The sequence below is a fragment of the Mesotoga sp. BH458_6_3_2_1 genome, assembly GCF_003664995.1.
Lineage (GTDB): Bacteria > Thermotogota > Thermotogae > Petrotogales > Kosmotogaceae > Mesotoga.
The window spans coordinates 39,615-56,248 of sequence record NZ_JFHL01000005.1; the positions used below are offsets into that span (position 1 = coordinate 39,615).

The window sequence follows — 16,634 nt, forward strand, 5'->3', positions numbered from 1 at the left end:
AAACTACTATTTGTGCGATGCCGGGGTGGTGAAATTGGCAGACACGCATGATTCAGGTTCATGTGGGCATACCGCCTGTGCGGGTTCAAGTCCCGCCCCCGGCACCAGATATTCAATAGAGGACGAACGACGTCCTCTTTTTTGTTTTTCTCCCGACTCGAACCAAAAAAATCGCTTGTCAAATCCCACTTCCTCCTAAAGGCTGTTCAGATGATCATTTTGCAGTAAAGAACACGTTCTAGAGGTTCGACAGTCCCGCTTTCCTGAAGAGAAGTCTTCTTACGTCGGAAAACTCCTTTCCGAAATAACGATCTTCCTTATGATCGGGAACTATCTCCTCGATATCTTTGAACAGACCTTCAATTACCGCACTGGACCTTTTCGGGTGTCTGAAAGAGAGCGCCCTGAAGGCCAGAAGCGCCTCTATGGAGATCAGAGTCGCAACGTTGTCTACTATTTTCCAGAGCTTTCTTGCGCCCCAGGCTCCCATACTCACGTGGTCCTCCTGAAAGCCCGAAGTGGGAATAGAGTCTGCGGATGCGGGGTGAGCGAGCGTTTTGTTTTCGGAAGCGAGTGCAGCCGCAGTGTACTGCCATAGCATGTAGCCGGAATTGAGGCCTTCCTCACCGTTGGTCAGGAAGGCGGGGAGGTCGTTGAGCTTCGGATTGACAAGTCTATCTATCCGCCTCTCGATCATGTTGCCCATGTCTGTCAGGGCGATCGAGAGAAAATCCACGGCCAGCGCGACAGGTTCTCCGTGGAAGTTGCCTCCGGAAATAGCGTCTCCGTTCTCGAATATCAGGGGGTTGTCCGTTGCAGAATTTACTTCTATATTAAGTACCGATCCAACATAATCGATAGTGTCTTTCACCGCCCCGTACACCTGAGGAATGGTCCTTAGCGTGTAGGCGTCCTGAACGCGGTCACAGTCCAGATGGGAAGTCCTGATCTCGCTTCCTTCCAGCGTCTCTCGAAGTCTTCTGGCAACGTAACTCTGCCCGGGATGCCTTCTTGCCTGCTGAACTCTCGCATCGAAGGGTGAAGTGCTTCCCATGAGGGCATCGACGGACATCGCCGCAACGAGAATTGCCTGTTCGAAGAGCTGCGTCGCGGTGTGTGTAGCACAGGCGCCGATTCCCGCCATGAAGGCAGTGCCGTTGAGAAGGCTTAGCCCCTCTTTTGATTTCAGTACGAGAGGCTGGAGTTTTGCCCTCTCCAAAGCCTGAGAGGAGGAAACCACTTTCCCGTCGAAAAAGCACTCTCCTTCACCTATCAGCGTCATAGCGATGTGCGCAAGGGGAGCCAGGTCTCCGCTGGCTCCGACGGAGCCTTTCTCGGGGACCATAGGGGTGATTCCATTGTTGAGAAGGTCGAGAATCCTCTGAACGACGCACTTTCTCACTCCTGAATATCCCTTCAGGAGAGAATTCGCCCTAACCAGCATTATCGCCCTTACGAGTTCTCGTTGGACGGGCTCCCCTACACCCGCCGCGTGAGAGAGCACTATGTTCTTCTGAAGGGCGTTGACATCGTCGGGAGAGATGCGATGATCGGCAAGAATTCCGAATCCAGTGTTCACTCCGTATATCGTTTTCTCTTTGCTGATGATCTCAAGGGATCTTCGCCTCTCGTCCAGAAGCCCGGCCGCGGTTTCTTCAATACTACATGGCTCATTTTCGAACGCGACACCGAAGATATCCGAGAGCCTCAAATGTTCTCCGTCTATTTGCACTGACCCACCTCCGGGAGAGTCCGTTTTATCGGTAAAGATTATATTGGATAAACCTTAAGCTGGCAAGTCTGCGACGACTCTCGATGGACGGCAGAACGTGCCTATCTAACCCATTCAAGACCTGGAATCTCCACTTTTTTCTCCAGTATGCTGAAAAGCTTTGTGAAGAAGAGAACCACCACGAGATATATAATCGCGACAACGAGATACACTTCGAAGAACTGGAAGTTTCTCGAAGCGATGAACTTCGCCTGTGCCATCAGTTCAGGCGCACCGACTATATAGGCCAATGAAGTGTACTTCAGCAGGTAGATGAATTCATTTGTCCAAGCCGGGATGACTCTTCTGAAGGCCTGAGGCATTATCACCTGCAGTATCGCCTGTCTCTTAGTCATTCCAAGAGATCTGGCGGCCTTCATCTGGTTGCCGGCAATCGACTGTATTGAGCCCCTGAGGTATTCGGCCTGGTAACAGCCGCTGTTGATAGCAAAGCCGATAATCGCCGCCGTGAAGGGCGACAGGTTCACTCCAAGTGGCGGAAGGCCGTAGTATAGAATGAAGAGCTGAACGAGGAGCGGCGTGCCCCTAATCACCTCTATGATTGCGGTCGAAATTCCGTAGAAAAACTTGTTTCCGTACACTCTTGCGATCGCCAAAACCACGCCGATCACAAATCCAATCACCACGGCGATCATTGTCATCTCAAGAGTGACGCCGAGTCCCTCAAGTAGTTTCGGCCAGTTGTCTACAACTATCTTCCACATTCTCTCCAATTCATTCACTCCCCGTAGAGCTCGTTGAGCTTGAAGAGAAATTCCTTCGTTCTGGGATTCTTGGGATTCTTGAACATCTCTTCGGGAGAGCTCTGTTCGACTATATGGCCGTGCTCCATGAAGATGATCTCATCCGATACGGTTCTGGCGAATCCCATTTCATGAGTTACTACGAGCATCGTCATCCCGCTTTCGGCAAGATTCTTCATAACAGAGAGAACTTCCCCGATCAGTTCCGGGTCGAGTGCCGACGTAGGCTCGTCAAAAAGGATTATCTTTGGCTGCATTGCTAGAGCGCGCGCGATACCCACTCTTTGCTTCTGACCGCCCGAGAGCTGTGCGGGATACATCTTCGCCTCTCGCTCCAGCCCGACTCTCTTGAGTTCCTTCATCGCCAGCTCTTTTGCTTTCTCCTTCTCCACCTTCTTGACCTTGGTCAAACCGACCATGACGTTCCTGAGAGCTGTAAGATGATTGAAGAGACCGAAGTCCTGGAAGACAAAACCTATCTCCTGGCGAATCCTGTTTATGTTCTTTGCAGAAGTCACTTCTTCCTCTTCCAGCCATATTTTGCCTTCATCTGGAGTCACGAGCATGTTTATGCAGGAGAGCAAAGTGCTCTTGCCGGTGCCGCTGGGGCCGATTATCACCTTGGTCTCGCCTTCATTCATATCGAATGAAACGCCTTTGAGAACCTCCTTGTCTCCGAAAGATTTCTTAAGGTTCTCGACTCTCAATACGACTCTGTTTTCGCTCATCTTACCGTCTCCTTTACATCGAATCCAGGTATAGCAAGCCGCTTCTCGACGCTTCCCAGAGTCTTGTTGATAATGATCGTCACTACGAAATACATTACGGCAACCGTGAGATAGATAAGCATCGGTTCGTACTTCGTAGCGATTATGTATCCACCCTGGCGAAGAAGCTCCGTGACTCCAAGCGCATAAGCCAGTGACGAATCTTTAAGTACTATCGTGAACTCGTTTGTCCATGGCGGCAGGGCGATCCTTACTGCCTGGGGAAGGACTACATTTATGAATCCCTTAAGATTGGTCATTCCCAGTGATCTGGCAGCTCTCATTTGAGCCGAGCTGACGGAGTTTATTGCTCCCCGGAAGATCTGAGACTGATAGGCGGAGGATCTGAAGCCCAGTCCTATCACTACCGCGACAAATGGGGAGAATCTGATTCCAATTCTCGGAAACCCGTAGAATATTAAAAAGAGAATTACCAGTTCCGGAATGCTTCTGAGGATCTTTTCATAGCCTGCAATGAAAGCCTTGATCCACTTGTTTCCGTAGACCTGGCCAAAAGAAATGGGGAGGGCCAGAACAAGGCCCAACCCCAGAGTCAAAAAAGTGATTTGAAGTGTTACCCACATTCCTTTCAGAAGAGCGGGCAAAGAATCAACTATTAATCCGAGTTTATCTATGACTTCCTCCGCCCTTCAATCAGAAGTGCTTGAGGTTCAGTTCATTGAGCTTTCCGGACTCTTCAAGTCTCGAAATGCCTTCGTTTATGAGATTGAGTAGATCCTTGTTCGCCTTGTTTACTGCGATACCGTAGTCTTCGTAAGTCTTGATTACTCCAATGACCTTTACCGGTCTTACCTCAGCAAAGCTCTCTGCTACCGGTTCATCCAGGACTATTGCATCGATGTTCTTGTTTACCAGGTCGGTCATTGCAAGAACGTATGTGTCGTATCTCTTGAAATCGCCCGTAAGGATCTTTGTCTCGACAAGATTTTCCTCGACCCAGAGATCACCGGTTGTACCAGTCTGGACACCGACGTTATGCTTTCCGAAGAGAACTGTCACGGTCATTTCGCTGTCTTCTCTCACAACTACGCTTTGATCGGCAGTCCAATAAGGTTTCGAGAAAGAGACAACTTCTTCTCTTTCAGCAGTAATCGTCATTCCCGAGACGACGAGATCGAGATTTCCAGATACGAGAGCTGCAATAAGAGAATCGAAACTCATATCTCTTATTTCGACCTCAAAGCCCATCTCCTCGGCGATCGCTTTGATTAGGTCGATGTCGAACCCCACGAACTCTCCGTTCTCTACATATTCAAATGGCTGAAAATCTGCGCTTGTGCCGACCACATACTTGACTCCAAATGCAAAGCCAACTGAAATCAGCAGCGCGAGCAATACTAACAAAGTTTTCTTCATAATACCCCTCCTTATAGAAGATAAAGTGATTGTATATCAAGATGCTTTCATTACCAAGAACCTCTCTTTCATCTTCTGCAAAGAATTGATGCAAAGTGATGTGAGAGCTTCGATTATCGTGCCCAAAAAACCTCTCTTCAAAAACCGGCCTGAGCTAACCATTTTCAACGCTACCGGCACCCAAACTACAATGCGATCCACCGACTCGAAGAGATATTTCCCACTGACATTATACCCTTTAGAAACACTTGAGCCAAAAACAACTGTTAACATAGTGATGGTGATGGAGATGAAAATTGGTATTGCATTGAGCGGCGGTGTCGACAGTGCCGTCGCGGCCGCTCGATTGATTAGACAGGGAAACGACGTAATTGGTTATCACATGATAGTTCTTGAGGGCAACCCGCTCGCGAATGCGACTGTCGATGATGCAAAAGCCGTCGCCGACCATCTCGGCATTGAGCTGAAGATCGTAGATTTGCGCGAGGAGTTTAGAAGGATACTCTATTACTTCGCCACTTCCTATATGAGCGGGGAGACGCCAAATCCATGCGTCGTATGCAACGATTCGATGAAATTCGGATTGCTGCTCGAGCAGATGTTCTCTTTCGGTGCAGAGAAGATAGCCACAGGCCATTACGCAAGACTTGTCTCCCTGGATGAAACACTTTTCTTGGCGAGAGCACTTGACAGAGCGAAGGATCAGTCTTATTTTCTTTCGAGAATCAAGAAGCACAAACTGCACGACATTCTCTTTCCTCTGGGTGAAATGACGAAGGAAGAAGTCAGGCAAGAGGCTTCGGGGATTGATCTTCCCGTCCATTCGAAGAAGGACTCTCAGGAGATCTGTTTCATTCCCGACGGAGACTACAGAAGCTTTCTGAAGTCGCGGGGAATCGATGGTAAGCCGGGATCCATAACGGATGAAAATGGAAATCTGTTGGGAAGACATAACGGACTGTCGGGATACACCGTCGGTCAGCGAAAGGGCCTAGGAGTCTCCGGGGGGGAACGCTATTACGTCAAGAGGCTAGATCTAGAAAGAAATAGGCTCGTTCTGGCGCGTAGAGAGAGCCTGATATCGGAGTCGCTGACAGCGAAGGATCCAAACTGGTACATTGATCCGGGTGATGGATTTGAATGCCTTTGCATGATAAGAAGCTCGATGAGAGCCGTTCCTGCCAGCGTCAACGTTCTGGCGGACAAAAGGCTTAAAGTGCACTTCCCGGAAAAAGTATGGGCAGTAGCCCCCGGCCAGCTGGCCGTCTTCTATATTGATGATCGCGTGGTTGGCAGTGCCTTCATAGAAGGGAGTTCCGTTCTTGAAAGTGGAGACGACACGTGATAGAATTTTCCAGACAGGAAGTAGTTCAGTTGGTAGAACGCTGGTTTCGGGAACCAGAGGTCCGGGGTTCAAGTCCCCGCTTCCTGACCAGAGCAGGCCCATTAGGGTCTGTTTCTCTTTTTTGTGGGCCCGGGCAATCGGCAGACTCTCCAGATGATCGTTTGTTTGAGTTGATCTGCTAGAATATTCTTACAGAGAGTAGTTCTCTTTGTCTTCTCCTCTGATCGATCGATCTGGAGGTGGATCTAGTGAAAAGGATAGGCTTCCTGTTTCTATTATTCTCACTTCTTCTGATCACAACCGTTTATTCGAGAACGCTTGAACTGAAAAGCTGGCAAATATGGGATTTCAGCTACAACGGCATTCACGAAGTTTGCTGCGCCGTCAGTGTCAAAGACGGAGAGATCCCCGTCACGGGACTCTCAATTGAAGACTTCACCATAACCGAGACTCTCGTAGACGAGTACGGGAATGTCTTGTCAAAGGCCGAAATTGCTCCGGAGCAGAGAGAAGACCAGTTTGGTGGCATTGGATTCTGGGAAAGATCAGTATCTTCCTCGAAAATCGATCTGGTCTTCCTGATCGATGCGACTGGCTCAATGGCTGATCAAATCGAGTCGATCAAGTCAGAACTGAAGGAATTCGTGAATCGACTCGAAGAGGATGCAAGTGATTTCAGGGTGGCGGTTTTGCTCTTTGAAGCATCGTCACTGGAAGAGCCCGGAAGAAAGTCACCGGACCATCCATTCTACGGAGTTATGGAAAGGGACGAACTTCTTCTCGCTATCGAGGAAATCGAAACGGCCGGTGAATGGCACATAAACACCTGGAGTTATGACGCAATCCTCTTCGGAAGTCAGCTTGAATTCCGTGAAGACTCCAGGGCAGTTATGGTGGTCATTACAGACACTCTTCCGGAGACTGTTTACGGACCATTCTGGTACTTCGCCGGAGGCAGTGTTGCCACGAAAAGAGCCGTGGAAATCGCGCTGGAAGAAAGGGGCATCGAGCTGAAATACTTCCAGCCCGAGGAGTCTGCACTGGCGCACATGGAGAATTATGACAGGCTTATAAATCCCGCGTTGAGCGAGTCGAATTTCAACCGTCTGGCAGGGGCCGTTTCTCTTGGCTGGCCATTCAAACAGGATCTCATCGAAGTCGACGCACTGCCCGTTTCTGAATCGATTTATTACCTCTCATGGAAATCCGGTCTTGATGAGATTACAGATTACTATCGGAAAGAAGGTTTCGAAGTTGAAGTGGACGTGAAATGGGGTGATGAACATGCCTCTTTGGCGTATTCGCCATTTTTCGATGAAGAAGGCTATCTCCAGAGTTCAGAGGACTACCATCTTCCCGTTCTCGACGAAGAGGGCAATGCGTTGCCCGACAAGGCCTTGGAAATGGATTTGCTGAGAGAGTTGGGCGACCTGAAAGCATTCAGCGAAACCTATATTATGAAGGATGGGGTTCTGCAACTGCGGTCGGTCGATCCGGGAGAGTACCTCTACAGACTCTATGGATATGGAAGAAGCTCTCACCGCTATTCCACACTTCGACTAGATGGTTCAGGAAAAATTTCATTCGTTCAGGGAGAAGCGTTACCGGATTTTGTTGTTGCCCGTACGGGCGATGCATTTCTCGAGTCGGTTAAGATCAGAGGCCTCATGGATGAATTTGTAAGCAACGAGATCGCAGTGAATGAATCTAAAGAGTTTGCAGAAAAGTCGTTGAAATGGATGGGTACGATCGCTTCTGACGGACTGAACCTAAGGGAAATGGAAGCTATGAAGAGATTCTACGTATCCGTGGGGGCATTTCTCAATGGAATGTCCTATGCGGCAATTGAATCGGAGAGAGTAGAGAGTGATCTACTGCAGATGGTGCGTGATACGAGGAGCATAGTTCAGCATGCAGAGGAAGTGGCCGCAATGATATCTTCTGCAAAGAACATAATACTCTCCACCGCTTCGATCATCGCCGACATTATCTCGGGTAACTGGAGCGGCGTGGCACAGCAGATATCAATCGAAGCACTGCTGGATGAGTTCGTAGATTATGTGAAAAACGACCTGCTCGACGATGTGCTTGAGGCCGTGAAAGATAAGCTCAGGGCATACCTTTCCGATCCTTCAAAGGCCGAGGAGCTTCTGAGTCTAATAAAGGGCGACATGGTCGGATGGGTAAGAGGCGGCGAAGACTCGGATGAAGGAAGCGTCAGGGATGAAATCCGGCAGGTAGTCTACACCGACCTCACTTACCGCAATTTCACAAAACCGGTAATAAGAGAGCTTGAGGAGTCTCTGTCGGGGGCGGCTCGTCTGGCTTCACTGTCAATTTCAGATCTCGATCTCTACGCTGCGAGCTGGAGTATGAACAGGGATTTCGCAAGCATGAGAAGTAAAGTGATGGGACCTCTGCAAGACTGGTCGTTCGAGGTGCTCGGAGAACATGAGAGAATAGACAACTGGGAAACGATCCTCGAGATCTTCGAAGAGACGGTTCCTCTGATTGTAGAGCTTTTGAGGCTCATGGAGCACAAAAACCCCGTCCTCGGCGATATTGCAGAGGAGCTGTCGAAGCTCTCTTATGTGCTGGATGCCGTAGGTCTCCTTACACTGGCATATGAAGTATCGCTGAAAGCCGATCAGCTTACAACGATGGCAGGAAAGCTCGATAGGGTCAACGACTATCTCTTTTCCGAAGCCGGTTACTAGAGGTCTCTCATCAGTATCTTTTCATCATCGTCCCACTCGCCAGTATCGACGAAGCCCAGCTTCAGGTAGAACTGGAGCGGAGAAGGTTCATTGACGACGCATGAGGTGAAGAGTTTCTCATAACCCTGGGCCTTGAGATACTCAATCAACAAGAGGATAGCGTCTCTTCCATATCCCATCTTCTGATACTTGCCGCCGATCATGAAGCGCCACATAGAGGCATGCTTGAAATCTTTCATTCTCGGATCGGGCGTGAAATCCAGCATAATGAAGCCCACCATGTCATCTCCAGCATAGATCGCCCGAAACCAGGCGTTCTTTGCGAAGTGGGCTTGAGCTATCGAAACTGCATTTGAGGCCACGGCCCTTTCCTGTCCTTCGAGCAGCGTGCCACTCAAGCGGATAGCGTCGAGCACCGTCTCCTCCGTGATCTCTTCGAATCTAACTGCATGTTCCATGACTCCTCCTGATGTCTAACGATAGATTTCGCTCCAGTCGAAACAAAGATCAAATATTCGTGCAGCGCCGAAAACATTCCTAGGCAGGCTGGCCTTGCCGAAAATGCTCTTCTATGCTGCATTATATCATCGGGTTGCGCTCAAGCCACATCATGTCCCGGAAGGGCCAGCTGGGTTGTGTAGAGACTGTAATAGAAACCCTTCATACGGATCAGCTCATCGTGAGTGCCGCTTTCTATTATCCTTCCATTGTCGATCACGTAAATTCTGTCCGCGTTCTTGATTGTACTGAGTCTGTGGGCCACAACGAAGCTGGTGCGGTCCTTCATCAGATTCCGCATCGCCTCCTGAATGTGCATCTCCGTTCTGGTGTCGACATTGCTAGTAGCTTCATCGAGTATTAGTATCTGGGGATCTATGAGCATTATCCTAGCGATCGCCAGCAGCTGCCTCTGCCCGCGGCTGATGGTGTCCCCGCTGGAGGATAGAACAGTTTCATACCCTTCCGGCAGCCCCATTATGAAGTGATGGGCGTTTGCCATCTTTGCGGCCTCTATAATCTCTTCATCTGAAGCTTCCTGTCTTCCATAGCGAATATTGTCCTTTATGGTGCCCATAAACAGCTGTGTATCCTGCAGAACAATGCCGAGCTCTCTTCTAAGCTGCTCTCTGTCGAAGCTAGATATATCATGACCGTCTATCATGATTTTTCCGTCCTCTATGTCGTAGAACTTCGTAAGGAGATTCACGATCGTGGTCTTGCCTGCTCCCGTCGGTCCCACCAGCGCGATGATCTGCCCTGGCTCGGCCGTGAGAGAGACATCCTTCAATACTATGGTCTTGCCGTCGTAACTGAAGTCAACTTCTTCAAGCGTTACTTCTCCCTCGATCTTCTGCGGGAAGAAGGTCTCTTCCGCTCTCTTTTCCCCTTTTTCATCAAGAATTTCGAAGACCCTCTCGGCCCCCGCTAGAGCCGCCTGAATCGCATTGAACATCTGTGCTATCTGATTTATCGGTCGGTTGAACTGGCCGACATATACGATGAAGCTGGCGACCAATCCGACAGAGAGTATCCCCTTCACGGACATCCACCCTCCGGCAAAGGCAACTATTGCATAACCGAAGTTGTTTACCATATTCATTATCGGTCCGAAGGAGCCTGCGAATATCTGGGCCATAATTGCAGACCTGCGATAAGACTCGTTTATACTCTGGAATTCTTGAACGGTCGACTCTTCCCTGCCGTAGGCTTTCACGACTTTGGCTCCGGAGATCCTCTCTTCGACGTAACCGTTGAGTTCGCCAAGAGCCTTCTGTTGAGCGAGGAAGTTCTTTCTGCTCTGTTTCGCAATTATGGCCGTAACAATCATAACGAATGGAACGGTAGACATCGCGACCAGTGCCAGGATCGGATTGAGAAAAAACATGATGACTACTATCCCGACAAGAGTCAGAAGACTGCTAACTAGCTGAGTAACGCTTTCACTAAGAGTATGGGAAATGTTGTTTATATCGTTGGTCAGTCTGCTCATCAGTTCTCCGTGAGGCTTAGTATCGAAGAACTTGACTGGCAGCGTTTGAAATTTGTCGAAGAGGTCTTGCCTGAGTCTCCTTATGCTTCTCTGCGCAACTCCAACCATTGTATAGCCCTGTAGCCAGAGGAAGAAAGATGAAGATATGTAGACTGCCGCCATGACAATCGAAATCATTGCGAGACCGGCCATGTCGCCCACGAGCATGTATTTGTCGATAGCTACTCCCAGAAGAAAGGGACCGAAGACGCTTGCACCGGTGGCCAGTATCGTAAATGCTATTGCAAGTATCAGACCTTTCTTCTCATTTCTGAAGTATCCTACTAGTCTCAGAACGGTCTGCTTCGAGTTCTTTGGCTTCTGAACGGGTCGCGCTCTGCCCGCTCCAGGTCCGCCTCTCCCCGGGCCGGCGGGCATGGTGACTTCGGGTTGAGTCGCTTTCTTCTCTTCAGGCATTCACTTCACCTACCTCACCAAACTGAGACCTGTAGATATCCCTGTACAGATCGCTTTCCTTCAGCAGTTGCTTGTGGGTTCCACTTCCTGCTATCTTTCCATCATCCAGAAGGAATATCCTGTCGGCATTTACTACTGAGCTTATCTTCTGGGCTATGATTATCTTAGTGCAGTCAAGCTCTTCGCCAATTGCCCTTATGACCTCGGACTCCGTCTTTGCATCCAGAGCGCTCGTACTGTCGTCAAAGATTAGGATTGGCGATCTCATCGCTACGGCCCGCGCGATCGCCATTCTCTGCTTCTGGCCGCCGGAGAGGTTCGTCGCCATCTGGCTCAGGCGGGCGTCGTATTTCTCTGGAAGAGTATCGACAAAGTCTGCGATTTGTGCAACTTCGGCCGCCTTGGCGATTTCTTCGTCACTGGCACCCGGCCTTCCGTAACTTATGTTGTCCTTGATCTTACCTGAGAAGAGAACGGCTTCCTGGAATACCATGGATATGTTCTTTCTCAACTCGTGGCGTGAAATCTCCTTAATATCTATTCCATTCAGAAGGATTTTACCGGAATCTACTTCGTAAAGCCGGGGCAGAAGACTGACCAGGGACGATTTGCCCGATCCCGTGTCGCCAAGAAAAGCGACCGTCTCACCTTGATTGATCGTAAAGCTTAGATTGTGGAGAATCTTGTTGCCTCCACCATCGTAGCTGAAGTCAACATTCTCAAAGACAATCGGACCCCTAAGGTCATGGGATATGCCCGCCTTCACATCTTCTTCTTCGCTCTCTTCAAGGACTTCGGCCACTCGCTTGGCGGAGGCCTGCGCCCTGGAGACAAATACGAGCATCATTCCGATCATCATCATCGACATGAGCATTCTTCCCAGATAGTTTACGAATGCCATTATCTGGCCCGTCTGCATCCCTCCGGCTTCGACTTGAATGCCTCCGAACCAGATCACTGCAACGATTCCAAGGTTCAGTATCAGTGAAAGAAGCGGCATGATGATTACCATGGTCCTCGCAGCTTTCATAGCTATCTGTGTATATTTCTCGTTTGCATCTTCAAACTTGCTCGATTCGAACCTGGAGGATGCGAAGGATTTGACGACTCTTATTCCCAGGAGATTGTCCCTGACCCGTGTATTGACATTGTCCATCTCCTTCTGAACGCGGGAAAAGAGAGGCAAGACCCTTTTCATGATCGCGAAAGTCAGGTAAGTAACGAGCGGAATGACAACCAGGAATATGAGAGAGAGTTTCCAGCTAATCAGCAAGGACATGATCAAGCTTCCAATGAAAAGCATCGGTGCCCTCACAAACATTCTCAGCAAAATCATTATAAACTGTTGAAACTGGACTATATCGTCTGTGATTCTCGTAATAAGTGAGCCTGTCCCGAACTTGTCGAGTTTAGCAAATGAGAGATACTGAACCTTTGTGAAAACGCTTCGCCGTATATCTGCCCCGGCATTCTGAGCAGCCAGGGTTGAAAATATGACGCAGGCGATTCCTCCCAGCACACCGATGAAGGTAATTATCAGCATCTTCGTTCCTGCGCTCACGACTACGTCAAGATTCTGATTCATGATACCTACGTCTATGATTTCCTCAAGAAGCTTTGGCTGAAAAAGATCTATGGCAACTTCGAGAAACATTGCCAGAGGAGCCAGAACGACAAAGATCCAGTAAGGCTTCAAAAACTTGAACAGTCTTTTCATCTAGTCTTCCACCCCGCATTCCGTTGTTTAGGTAGGTCGGGTCAAGATTATCACTTCGAAAGGCTTTCCTTTAGTTTTCTCAAGAACCGCTCGAGCAGGTCGCGCTCCTCTGCAGAAAATGCGGAAAAAGTTTGTCTTTCTACATCGAGCATCGTTTTCTCGAGTTCTCCCTCAATCTCTCTGCTTTTTGCCGTCAAGTAGATCCTGAAGATTCTCATATCCGATTTATCCTGCCTTTTGTGGACAAAGCCGGACAGCTCCATTCTTTGAATCATCTTGCTGACTGTCGCAGGAGAAAGACCCATCTCTTTTGAGAGATCCCCCACAGTCCTTCCATCCCTTTCGAAGAGAATGAAAAGCAGTGGAGGCTGGCCTCTGTGAAGACCGAACCTGGAGAAAATAGAGCGCTTCTTCATGAAGTTCGCCCTGCAGACGTCAATCAGTAGTCTATCCAGTTTTCCGGTCTCATTCATCTTTACATCCTCACATAAAAAGTATTTAGTCGGCTAAATAATTCTAACAGATCTCGGTTCTTTTTTCATTGCTTCGAACGGGGAGATTCAAATCCTTGAAGGGTGACGGTTCGCTTTCGGTCGAATTGGCGGATGATATACTTTTCATTATCGGGCCTGGACGAATTGGCGGATTTATGTTTTGAGGTGAGAGTTGGAAAGCGATAGAGGACATTATTTGGGCTTTATTTGGCACGCCTCGTTTCTTGCGCTGACAATGGCCTTTGTTGAGGTGAACACGGTCCTTCCATCGATGATCCTGGCGGCAGGAGGAGGGAGCTTTGCAATAGGCCTCGTTACCGCAATTTCGACGGGGATTCCTCTTCTGGCTCAATTGACATTCGCTGGATACCTTATGTCGAAACGGATGAAGAAACCGTATTTGCTTCTCGGCATCTATTTGAGAGTCGGCGCCCTCTTCTCCATAGGCTTTCTCTTGCTTTCGCCTGTCGGAGGCACCGCTCTTCTCGTACTCCTTTTTTCCGTAATCTCCGTCTTTTCCTTTGGAGGAGTCTTTGCGGGAATCAGTTACACTCATCTGCTCGGTCAGTCAATATTGAAGCAGGATAGACGCGGTTTCATGTCGTACAGACAGATTGCCGGGAGCGCTTTGTCACTTCTCGGAGGCTTTGTCGCAAAGTACATAGTTGGAAACGTGAGTTATCCGGTCAACTATTCGCTGATGTTCTTCATTGGAGGGAGTTCGCTGTTCGTTGCTTCGCTTGGATTCGCGGGAGTACGGGAGAGGGAGGTTCAGGGAAGTGAAATTCCCGGCTTCTGGAAGATCATGAAGAGCATTCCAAAAACACTGAAGAACGATGCGAACCTGCTTAACTACATCGTCTTCAACAACGTGACAGGCTTCGGATTGGTCTTGATCCCGTTTTATGTTCTCCTGGCGAAGGACAGCTTCGGGTTGAACGGAAGCGATGTGGGCAGTTTTCTCCTGTTTCAGATGATAGGTATGCTTGGAGCCGGGGTTCTATGGAATCGCTTTCTTAAGAGGAGAGGTTTGAAAAGACTGCTTATAACCTGCGCAACGATTGGCAGCTTTATTCCACTAATTGCATATCTTCTATCTGCCTCTTCTCCTGACTTCTATCTTATAGTCTTTTTCCTTTCAGGTATAACCCTGAGCGCACGAAAGATCGGATTTGAGTGGCTTCTTATAGAAATCTCCAACGATACGAACAGACCTTTGTATACAGGTGTATCGGGCGCGCTCAGTCTTGTGACCGCTCTTCTTCCTCTGATTCTGGGTAGTGTGCTGCGACTTCTGGGCTTTCCGGTCGTTCTGGTTGTCTCCAGCATCGCGATCGCCTCGGGAGTGTATTTCATAAGGAAGATCGACATCACCGATGACCTGGGATGAGGTAACCGCTGCTTTACGCGGCTCAAATCCTCGTTAGAGGCTTCCCAATGACTGGCCTTTCACCTTAGCAGAACTTCAATTTTCTTGCTGTCCAGGAGCTTAGAGATTACGAAATGAGAAGAATCAGAAGAAAAACTATCGAGGCAGGGTTGTGTTGGCTGCCCTATTTTGCGCTAGGGAAGCTCGGTTAAATCATTTTGAAGAGCATCGACTCGCTTCACCTGTTTGGCCAAATGTTAGAATTGTAGATGAGATACAATTGAATTTGAAAGTGAAGCTGGTTCTGCTTTGTCTTCGCGAAGGTCTGAGAGATTGAGCTGAGGCCAACCGAGATATCGCTTGAGAATGCTTCCGATCTCGGGCGGCAGATTCAGAAAGCAAGGAGTTGAAAAATGATTAAGGAAGTCGAGTTCGATAATCTTCCCGGAAGGTTCATAGAGATTTTTTCTGGTTGTCTGGGAAGACCGGAGCAGTCCGACGAAGTATTGAAGATGTATCAGGCTCCGGAGAGAAGGCTCTTTGTGATGAGACAGGGAGGAAGCATAGTTGCTGTAGCCGGTTTGAAGCTCCATGAGCTTGAAGAGCCCGAGCTTCTGCATCTTGCCGTCAGGAAAGACAAGCGAAGGAGCGGCTTCGGCAGCACACTGATAAAGACAATGATAAATTCCTTCATGATAGATACTCTTGCAGTGTGGACAGATGAAGATGCCGTCGGTTTTTATGAGAAGATAGGGTTCATCGTTGTGAACGAAGTCCAGACTCAGAACGGTTTGGTTCGCTACAAACTCCGATTTTCTCGCGCAAAATCCCGTGGGAGGTTAGAAACGTGAAGATCTTATTCCTGAATAGACTTGACAGATACTGGGAAGGAAAGGTTGAAGAGCTTGCAAGAGCATTTCCCGAACACTCTTTCATCTCGTACTCCAGCGACAGCGATCCGAAAGCCCATATTTCCGATGCCGAGGTAATAGTAAAGGGAAATCTTTCGCAAGCCGACCTCGATAAGGCCAGAAATCTCAGAATGGTCGTCGTTCCCTGGACCGGTGTTGATGGTCTTCCACTTGAACGGTTAAGAGAACGTGGCGTCATCGTTTCAAACACCCATGAGAATGCCGAGGTCGTTGCCGAAAGGGCCGTAGCTCTAGCCTTAGCTGTTACGGGAAGAGTTGTCGAACTTCATAACGATCTTGCGCAGGGGGTATGGTTGGGTCGGCCATCCAATAAGGAGGCGACCTGGTATTCCATCATCGGGAAGCGGTGCTCTGTTCTCGGCCTGGGCAAGATCGGGCAGGCGATAGCAAAACTGATCAGCGGCTTTGAATGCGAAATAACGGGATTCAAAAGAACCTCCGGCGGCGAGTTCCCTTACGTGAAGAGAGTGACAGACGATATTCAAGATGCCGTTCGGGCCGGTGATCTCGTCTTCGTTGCTCTTCCGCTGACGAAAAAGACAGCGGGGATCATCGGTTCCGATCTGCTAAGTCAGATGGAGGGCAAATATCTGGTAAATGTGAGCAGGGGAAGAGTAATCGAGGAGAAGGCACTGTACGATGCTCTGAAAAGCGGAACTCTCGCCGGCGCGGCAATAGATGTCTGGTACGAGTATCCCTCGAGTGATCGGCCCGCAACACTTCCATCGAGATATCCAATTCATAGGTTTTCCAATGTAGTCATGTCTCCGCACGTCGGAAGCTGGTCGGTAGAAAGTATGCAGTCCATGGTGAATGGCGCCTTGAAAAACATTGAGAGTTTTCTTCTTAAGGGAAGGCCGGAGGAAGAGATCGATCTTGACGAACTGTACTAGCCGGCTGTAGAGGGGAAGTCGCTATCTCTTCGCCAGTGCATG

15 protein-coding genes and 2 tRNA genes are annotated in these 16,634 nt (G+C 49.1%); 7 read left to right on the forward strand and 10 right to left on the reverse strand.

The window, feature by feature from the left end; genetic code table 11:
- Positions 1–19 precede the first annotated feature (19 nt).
- A tRNA-Leu gene (locus Y697_RS04150) sits at positions 20–107 on the forward strand.
- Positions 108–238: 131 nt separating this feature from the next.
- Here the strand turns inward: Y697_RS04150 and hutH are convergent.
- The 6 genes from hutH to Y697_RS14565 all read right to left on the reverse strand — a co-directional run bounded on the left by hutH (position 239) and on the right by Y697_RS14565 (position 4,952).
- Entirely contained in the window at positions 239–1,732 is a 1,494-nt protein-coding gene (hutH, locus tag Y697_RS04155) for a histidine ammonia-lyase (RefSeq protein ID WP_121550439.1), read from the reverse strand.
- A gap of 101 nt (positions 1,733–1,833) precedes the next feature.
- Positions 1,834–2,496: an amino acid ABC transporter permease gene (locus Y697_RS04160; protein WP_121509940.1), complete on the reverse strand. Its 663-nt coding sequence runs from the start codon at positions 2,494–2,496 to the stop codon at positions 1,834–1,836.
- A gap of 14 nt (positions 2,497–2,510) precedes the next feature.
- Positions 2,511–3,263, reverse strand: a complete 753-nt coding sequence (locus Y697_RS04165) for an amino acid ABC transporter ATP-binding protein (protein ID WP_121509821.1) — start codon at positions 3,261–3,263, stop codon at positions 2,511–2,513.
- Positions 3,260–3,907: an amino acid ABC transporter permease gene (locus Y697_RS04170; protein ID WP_121509822.1), complete on the reverse strand. Its 648-nt coding sequence runs from the start codon at positions 3,905–3,907 to the stop codon at positions 3,260–3,262. The genes Y697_RS04165 and Y697_RS04170 overlap by 4 nt, the downstream gene beginning before the upstream one ends.
- A gap of 49 nt (positions 3,908–3,956) precedes the next feature.
- Positions 3,957–4,679, reverse strand: coding sequence for a basic amino acid ABC transporter substrate-binding protein (locus Y697_RS04175; RefSeq protein WP_121550440.1), 723 nt, complete (start codon positions 4,677–4,679; stop codon positions 3,957–3,959).
- Positions 4,680–4,715: 36 nt separating this feature from the next.
- Complete coding sequence (locus tag Y697_RS14565; RefSeq protein ID WP_183083714.1) at positions 4,716–4,952, reverse strand: hypothetical protein; 237 nt, start codon at positions 4,950–4,952, stop codon at positions 4,716–4,718.
- A 16-nt stretch (positions 4,953–4,968) separates the two neighbouring features.
- On the opposite strand from Y697_RS14565, the gene mnmA reads away from it, so the two are divergent.
- The 3 genes from mnmA to Y697_RS04190 all read left to right on the forward strand — a co-directional run bounded on the left by mnmA (position 4,969) and on the right by Y697_RS04190 (position 8,741).
- Positions 4,969–6,024 (forward strand): tRNA 2-thiouridine(34) synthase MnmA, encoded by a 1,056-nt coding sequence (gene mnmA, locus Y697_RS04180; protein WP_259462304.1) that lies wholly within the window; start codon positions 4,969–4,971, stop codon positions 6,022–6,024.
- Positions 6,025–6,038: 14 nt separating this feature from the next.
- Positions 6,039–6,114 (forward strand) — tRNA-Pro (locus tag Y697_RS04185).
- 158 nt (positions 6,115–6,272) lie between these two features.
- Positions 6,273–8,741, forward strand: coding sequence for a vWA domain-containing protein (locus Y697_RS04190; RefSeq protein WP_259462305.1), 2,469 nt, complete (start codon positions 6,273–6,275; stop codon positions 8,739–8,741).
- Here Y697_RS04190 and Y697_RS04200 read toward each other — a convergent pair.
- The 4 genes from Y697_RS04200 to Y697_RS04215 all read right to left on the reverse strand — a co-directional run bounded on the left by Y697_RS04200 (position 8,738) and on the right by Y697_RS04215 (position 13,377).
- Positions 8,738–9,199: an N-acetyltransferase gene (locus Y697_RS04200; RefSeq protein ID WP_121550441.1), complete on the reverse strand. Its 462-nt coding sequence runs from the start codon at positions 9,197–9,199 to the stop codon at positions 8,738–8,740. The genes Y697_RS04190 and Y697_RS04200 overlap by 4 nt on opposite strands.
- A 140-nt stretch (positions 9,200–9,339) precedes the next feature.
- The gene (locus Y697_RS04205; protein ID WP_220665723.1) at positions 9,340–11,187 is read right to left on the reverse strand and encodes an ABC transporter ATP-binding protein; all 1,848 of its coding nucleotides are present in this window, start codon (positions 11,185–11,187) and stop codon (positions 9,340–9,342) included.
- Positions 11,180–12,904: an ABC transporter ATP-binding protein gene (locus Y697_RS04210; RefSeq protein WP_121550442.1), complete on the reverse strand. Its 1,725-nt coding sequence runs from the start codon at positions 12,902–12,904 to the stop codon at positions 11,180–11,182. Before Y697_RS04210 ends, Y697_RS04205 begins: the two co-directional genes overlap by 8 nt.
- Before the next feature lie 50 nt (positions 12,905–12,954).
- Complete coding sequence (locus Y697_RS04215) at positions 12,955–13,377, reverse strand: MarR family winged helix-turn-helix transcriptional regulator (protein ID WP_121509826.1); 423 nt, start codon at positions 13,375–13,377, stop codon at positions 12,955–12,957.
- 193 nt (positions 13,378–13,570) lie between these two features.
- Between Y697_RS04215 and Y697_RS04220 the strand changes: the two genes are divergently transcribed.
- The 3 genes from Y697_RS04220 to Y697_RS04230 all read left to right on the forward strand — a co-directional run bounded on the left by Y697_RS04220 (position 13,571) and on the right by Y697_RS04230 (position 16,592).
- Positions 13,571–14,788, forward strand: coding sequence for an MFS transporter (locus Y697_RS04220; RefSeq protein ID WP_099772131.1), 1,218 nt, complete (start codon positions 13,571–13,573; stop codon positions 14,786–14,788).
- Positions 14,789–15,180: 392 nt separating this feature from the next.
- On the forward strand, positions 15,181–15,618 hold the full coding sequence (locus tag Y697_RS04225; RefSeq protein WP_014730648.1) for a GNAT family N-acetyltransferase: 438 nt from the start codon (positions 15,181–15,183) through the stop codon (positions 15,616–15,618).
- The gene (locus tag Y697_RS04230) at positions 15,615–16,592 is read left to right on the forward strand and encodes a 2-hydroxyacid dehydrogenase (RefSeq protein WP_121550443.1); all 978 of its coding nucleotides are present in this window, start codon (positions 15,615–15,617) and stop codon (positions 16,590–16,592) included. Before Y697_RS04225 ends, Y697_RS04230 begins: the two co-directional genes overlap by 4 nt.
- The last annotated feature ends 42 nt before the right edge of the window (positions 16,593–16,634 follow it).

Bases quoted from the DNA above. Each gene is read 5' to 3' on its own strand.
- Y697_RS04210 (WP_121550442.1), bottom strand. From the start codon at position 12,904: ATGAAAAGACTGTTCAAGTTTTTGAAGCCTTACTGGATCTTTGTCGTT.
- mnmA (WP_259462304.1), top strand. From the start codon at position 4,969: ATGAAAATTGGTATTGCATTGAGCGGCGGTGTCGACAGTGCCGTCGCG.
- Y697_RS04165 (WP_121509821.1), bottom strand. From the start codon at position 3,263: ATGAGCGAAAACAGAGTCGTATTGAGAGTCGAGAACCTTAAGAAATCT.
- Y697_RS04225 (WP_014730648.1), top strand. From the start codon at position 15,181: ATGATTAAGGAAGTCGAGTTCGATAATCTTCCCGGAAGGTTCATAGAG.
- Y697_RS04200 (WP_121550441.1), bottom strand. From the start codon at position 9,199: ATGGAACATGCAGTTAGATTCGAAGAGATCACGGAGGAGACGGTGCTC.
- Y697_RS04175 (WP_121550440.1), bottom strand. From the start codon at position 4,679: ATGAAGAAAACTTTGTTAGTATTGCTCGCGCTGCTGATTTCAGTTGGC.
- Y697_RS14565 (WP_183083714.1), bottom strand. From the start codon at position 4,952: ATGTTAACAGTTGTTTTTGGCTCAAGTGTTTCTAAAGGGTATAATGTC.
- Y697_RS04205 (WP_220665723.1), bottom strand. From the start codon at position 11,187: ATGCCTGAAGAGAAGAAAGCGACTCAACCCGAAGTCACCATGCCCGCC.
- Y697_RS04160 (WP_121509940.1), bottom strand. From the start codon at position 2,496: ATGTGGAAGATAGTTGTAGACAACTGGCCGAAACTACTTGAGGGACTC.
- Y697_RS04215 (WP_121509826.1), bottom strand. From the start codon at position 13,377: ATGAATGAGACCGGAAAACTGGATAGACTACTGATTGACGTCTGCAGG.